General features: G+C 70.5%; 2 protein-coding genes. Both read right to left on the minus strand.

The annotated features are described in order from the left end of the window. On the minus strand, positions 1 to 3,061 hold a 3,061-nt coding region (gene addA, locus AC5JJ6_RS37115; protein WP_496046845.1), incomplete at its 3' end, for a double-strand break repair helicase AddA. A gap of 151 nt (positions 3,062 to 3,212) precedes the next feature. After that, a partial coding sequence (addB, locus tag AC5JJ6_RS37120) for a double-strand break repair protein AddB (protein ID WP_496046846.1) occupies positions 3,213 to 6,105 on the minus strand: 2,893 nt, incomplete at its 5' end.

A 6,105-nucleotide genomic window follows, 5' to 3' on the forward strand; every position in this document is an offset into this window, starting at 1 on the left:
GGCAGGCGGCCTCCTGCAAGGCGGGGTCCAGGTCGGGCAGGGTCTGGAGCAGGCGGTGGATCAAGGTGCCGCGCAGGAAGCGGGCGCCGTTGTCGGTGCCCATGGGGGAGCGGACGGCGGGTTCCGGTTCTTCCGGGCGCGATGGGGTCAGGGGGCGCGACGGGGTCGGCTCGTCCGGGGCGCCGGCTCTGGCCCACTGCGGCAGGGATGACGGGGCGGTCTCGCGGTCGGCGTCGAGGTTGTCGTCCTTGGCCGGCATGGACTGCGCGCCGCGCAGGCGCCAGCCCTCGCCGGCCCAACCGTCCTGGGGCGACACGGCGGTGAAGTCGTAGTTGCAGGGCTCGCCGATCTCACGCAATGCCTGTTCGGCAAGGCGGTACCAGCAGGAGTCGTTGGGTTCCTTCTTGCCCTGCCAGCCGCAGATGTAAAGCCGGTCCTCGGCTCGGGTCAGGGCGACGTAGAGCAGGCGGCGGTATTCCTGGTCGCGCCGCTGGTCGGCGATCCGGCGGGCGCTGTTGCAGGTGCCGTCCTCCTGGGCGCGGCGGGGGGCGAACAGGGGGACGCCGTCGGACTCCTCGGGCCACAGGATGCGCGGGCTCTGGATCGGCACGCCCATGCTGTCGGGCAGGAAGACGATGGGGGCTTGCAGGCCCTTCGATCCGTGGACCGTCATGATGCGGACGCGGTCGCTGCCCTGTTCAAGCTCGCGCTTGATCTCCGCCTCGCTGGCCTCCAGCCAGTGCAGGAAGCTCTGGAGCGAGGGCGCGTGGCTGCGCTCGAACGCCAGACAGGCGGTCAGAAACTCGTCCAGCGGGTCCTGCGCGTCGGGACCCAGGCGCTTCAGAATCGCGCGCCGGCCGCTGACCTCGTCGGCGGGGCAGGGAGCGTTCAGGACGCGGGCGAACAGCTCGAACGGGCGGATGAAGTCGGTCTCGTTCAGCAGCCGACGCAGATAGTCGTGGATGGGGCGAAGCTCCGTGCCGGTCTCGGCATGGGTCCGCAGGGCCTTCCACAGCGTATCCTTGCGCGGGTGGGCGAGGTCGAAGAGCTGTTCTTCCGTCAGGCCGATCAGCGGGCTCTTCAGGATGGTCGCCAGCGTCAGGTCGTCTTCCGGCAGCAGCAGGAAATTGGCGAGCGCCATCAGGTCCATGATGCTGAGCTGCTGGGTCAGCACCATGCGGTCCACGCCGGCCACCGGGACGGCGCGCTCCTTCAAGGCGCGCACCAGTTCCTCGACGAAGCCGGTGCGGCGGCGGACCAGCACCATGACGTCGCCGGGGCGGATCGCGCGGCCTCGGGCCGGCAGTTCCTCGCCGCGCTCCAGCCAGTCGCGGATCGTGTCGGCGATCACGGCGGCGAGCCTTGCCGGCGGGCTGTCGGTGCGCTGGCGCGTCAGCGGCGGCTCCCACGGGGCCGGGGCTTCGCGTTCCTGCGGGGTGACGGGGGGCCAGAGTTCCACGAGGCCGGCATGGCCCCGGCGGAACGCCACGTGGCGGATCGTCGTGGAGGACTCGAACGCGACGCCGTCGCGGGCGGTCTGGAGCGCGAAGACGGCGTCCACCGCGTCGAGCACGGCGGCGGTCGAGCGGAAGGAGATTTCCAGGTCGATCTTGTGCCAGCGGCCTTCAGCCGTCTCCACTCGGGACTGGAAATGGCCGCGCATGCGGGCGAACTCGGCCGGGTCGGCCCGCTGGAAGCTGTAGATCGACTGCTTCTCGTCGCCGACGGCGAACAGCGTGCGGATGCGGTCGGAGCCGGCGGCGTTGGCGAAGAACTCCTCGGCCAAGGCCGCGACCACCTGCCACTGCTCCGGATTGGTGTCCTGCGCCTCGTCGATCAGGATGTGGTCCAGGCCGCCGTCCAGCTTGAACAGCACCCAGGGGGCGACGCCGTCCTTGGTCAGAAGGTGCTGGGCGGCCAGGATCAGGTCGTCATAGTCCAGCCGGGAGCGGTCGGCCTTGAGCTGGGTGTAGGTCTCGATCAGCGCTTCGGCCAGGATCAGCAGGGCGGAGGTCGAGTTGGCGACTCCGGCCGATTTGACCCGGTCGATGATCTGGCACAGGCGTTCGGCCTCGGCCATCAGGCATTGGAGGGCCGCCGGGTTGGACGTCGCCGGCTTCTTGGTCAGCAGGGTCTTGCGGGGGACTCCCTCGGTGGTGAGGAAGTGCTTGACGAACTCGTGGAAGCGCTCGATCCGGGACTCGGCGGCGTCGAGCCATGCCTGGATGCCGGTGCGGCGTTCCTGGTCGGTGTTGCTGCCCGACGACAGGGCGCGGCAGGCGTCGCGCAGGCCGGGCACATCGAACGCGCCGTCGTGGCAGGCCTGGGTGAGGATTTCGGTCTCGTCGGCGCCGGGCGGCACCTTCAGCAGGTCGAAGACGGCGGCGATGGTGGCGGGCAGGCCGCCGTGACGCTCGATGATGCGGCGGATGCGGCCGCGCTCCATCGCGATCGACTTCAGGATATCGGCGAAGTCGTCCTGCTGGATGTCGCGGGTCAGGCGGGTGACCGCCTTGCCGAGTTCGCTGCCGGCCTCGAAGCGGGAGCGGGCCAGGACGGTGTCGCGGGCTGCCGCCAGCAGCTCGTCGGCGGTGCGCTCGTCCATCACGTCGAACTGCGGGGCGAGGTCGGCTTCCAGCGGGAAGCGGCGCAGCAGCGACTGGCAGAAGGCGTGGATGGTCTGGATCTTCATGCCGCCGGGGCAGTCCACCACCTGGGCGAACAGCCGGCGGGCGCGGGTCCGCATGTCGGCGTCGGGGCGGGCGCCGGTCAGGTCGGTGAGCCGGTCTTCCAGGCGGTCGTCGCGCAGCGTCGCCCATTGCGCCAGCGTGTTGTTGATGCGGATCGACATTTCCGCCGCCGCCGCCTTGGTGAAGGTCAGGCAGAGGATGCGCGACGGCTGGGTTCCGGCCAGCATCAGGCGCAGCACGCGGTCGGTCAGCACCTTGGTCTTGCCGGTGCCGGCGGAGGCGCCGACCCAGACGGAGCATTCCGGATCGCTGGCGCTGCGCTGCTTGACGTTGGGGTCGATCGCGCGGGAGGGCAAGTCGATGACGCTCATGAGGAGATGCTCGATGCAGGGGCCGATCCCGTAGGTCGGTCTAGAGCGAAGCGGCAGCCGACATAGACGCGCCGGCTTGTCGGCTGCCGCTTCGCTCTAGACCGACTTACGATAAAGGCATTTTGCTGTTCGATCTTCGGAACCGCTGGTGTCATTCCACAGGCTCCCCGCCGCCGGCGGACCATTCCTGGACGCGGGCGAGGTGGCCGTAGTCGGTGTAGCGCGGCGCCCAGTCCGGGCGGGGGCGCGAGCGGTAGGGCGTGGCCGGGTCGTCGAAGGTGCGGATCAGGTCGATCAGGCCGGAGCGGGCCTGTTCCGCCAGGACGGTCAGGTCGCCCTTGACGGGGATTTCGGAACCGGCTGGATCGCCGCCGCTCAGCTTCCAGAACGCCATGGCGCCGACGGGGGAGGCATCGACCGACTCGAAGCCTCCGGTCGCCGCCATGACCGCTTCCAGCGGAAGCTGCGGGGCGAAACCCAGCGCAACTTCGGTGCTCGACGGCGGCGTGCCGGTCTTGTAGTCGATGATCGCGAGGCCGCCGTCCGGCAGCTTGTCGATCCGGTCGGCCTTGGCGCGGAGCGTGAAGGGACCGGCGGGGCCTTCCAGCACCAGCCTGCCTTTCACTTCGGTCGCGAGCGGGCGGATGGTGCGGCGGCGTTCGGTCTCGAACTGGACGAACCATGCGGCCACCCGCTCGAACCGGGGCCACCAGAAGGCCCAGACTTCCGGCTGGGAGAGCAGCTTGCCGAAGGCGTCCTGGCCGAAGCGAGTCAGCTTTTCCAGCGCGTCGTTGGGCAGCGCCTGGGGGTAGGCCTTGACGAAGTTGTCGAGCGCCTGGTGGATGAACTGGCCGCGTTCGGCCGCACCGGGATCGGCCGCGATGGGTTCCAGAGCGTCCAGCCTCAGCACGCGGCGGGCGTAGATCGCGTAGGGGTCGCGCATCCACGTCTCGATCTCGGTCACCGACAAGGTGCGCGGGCGGGCGGCGAGCGGAGGACGCGGTTCGGGGGCCTGGACGGGGCGGACTTCCTCCGGGCGGTCGAGCTGCTCGACCCAGGACAGCCACTGCTCCGCCTCGGCGTCGATCAGGCCGTGCAGGCCGAGGCCGCGCAGGACGGTGTCCAGCCGCAGCAGCCAGCGGGACGGCACCGTGGGGGTGCCGTCCACCCGTTCGGCTCGTGTCAGGACGACGCTGGCGCCGCCCGCCGCCTGGACGAAGTCATGGGCCGCGACGCCGACCTGACGTTCCGGCACCGGCAGGCCGAAGGCCTTCCGCATCGGGCGGGACAGCCACGGGTCCGCAGCGGCGTCCGGCGGCCATGTGCCCTCGTTGAGGCCGCCCAGGATCATCACGTCGGCGTGCTGGAGGCGGGCTTCCAGCAGACCCAGGATGCTGAGGCGCGGGTGGCGGCCGTAGCGCGGGCGGACCACGGTCGAGGCCATCAGGGCTTCGAGGAAGGCCGGGTACTGGGAGGCGGAGATCGGCGGAAAGTCTCCGGCGGCCTGCATCATCTCGTTGACGAAGGTCGCGGCGGCTTCGCCGTCTTCGTGCCGCCACAGACGGTCGGGGCCGCTGAGGTCGTCGGTCGCGGCCAGCGATTCGGCAAACGCGATGTGCAGGCGCAGCCAGTCGGCGGGCTGGAGCGCGTTGGGGCCGGACATCGCGTCGAAGAAGTCGGCCGCGCGGCTTTGCAGCTTCTCGACGAATTGGATCAGCTTGACGCGGCCTTCCTCGCCGAAGTCGAAGCGGCGTTCGTCGGCTTGCTGTAGGGCGGTGAGCAGGCCCCGGAAACCGGGGGCGGGGCGGGGGCCGCGTAGGACAGCGCGTTCCAGGTGGCGGGCGCGGTTGCGGAACTTGATCAGCTCCAGCCGGCCACCCGCCAGGGGGTGCTTAAGCAGGGCGAGCAGGCGGAGCGGGTCGGCGTTCTCTACCGCGCACTCGGCGGTGAGGCGCAGGTAGGCGCCGACGGCGGTGTCCGCCAGTGGGCGTCCGCCGGAGTCGTCCACGGCGATGTCCCAGCGCTCCAGCGCGGTGGCGACGCGGCGGGCGAGATTGCGGTCGGGCGTGATCAGGGCGGCGGTACGGCCGGGGATTTCCAGCGCCTGCCGCATCATCAGGGCGATGACGGCGGCTTCTTCCTGGGAAGTAGGGCAGTCGATCCGGGTGATGCCGTCGAGCGCCTGTTCATCGAACGAGTCGAGCGCCCGCCATGCCTCCGTCGTGGCGGCGGGGCGCATCGCCTCGGCGATCAGGCTGGTGCGGGCCGGGTTGGCGGGTTCCAGCGGGCAGTCCCACGGCTGGACCTCGGCGCGGGGCAGTTTCAGCTTGGTCAGCAGGCTGGCGAGACCGTGCTGCGGGTGGCCGTCGTCGATGGAAGCCGCCGTCCAGCTATCGTCGTCCATCTCCTGGTCCAGGCCGGGCAGGACGATGCAGCCCTGGGGCAGGTTGGCGATCACTTCGAGCAGGTCGGCGGTCGCCGGGATCGTGCCGGTCGATCCGGCGGCGATGACGGGACCGGCGGGAGGGTTGGCGCGCCATGCGTCGGCCTGCGCCTTCAGCACCAGATTGCGCCGCTGGGCGGCGTCGATGGCGCCTTCCAGGTCGAGGATGGTCGGCCAGATCTCCGTCAGGATCTTCAGGAATTCCAGCGTGATCTGCCAGTGCTGGGCGTATTCCTCGGGGACGAGGGCGGCCAGGCCGTCAAAGGGGACGCCTTCGGTATGGACCTGATCCAGCAGGCGGGCGAGTTCGGCCGCCAGACGGGCGGCCTGATCGGCGGTGATGCCCTTGCCGTCCTTGGCCAGGATGGCGCGGCCCAGCAGCAGTTGCCGGCGCAGGCTGGAGAGTGCGGGGGGCAGGTCGAGCGCGCCGGCAAGGCCAGGGATTTCTTCCAGCGACAGGCTCAGTTCGTCGGCGTCGATGTCGCCGAGCGGGCTCATGCGCGGCAGCAGTTGCGGCGCGCCGCCCGACAGGCGGAGGAAGGCTTCGCGGAGCGTCCGGCAGGCGCGGCGGGTCGGCAGCAGGATGCTGTACTGGGCGAGA

The sequence above is a fragment of the Skermanella sp. genome (assembly GCF_059503625.1).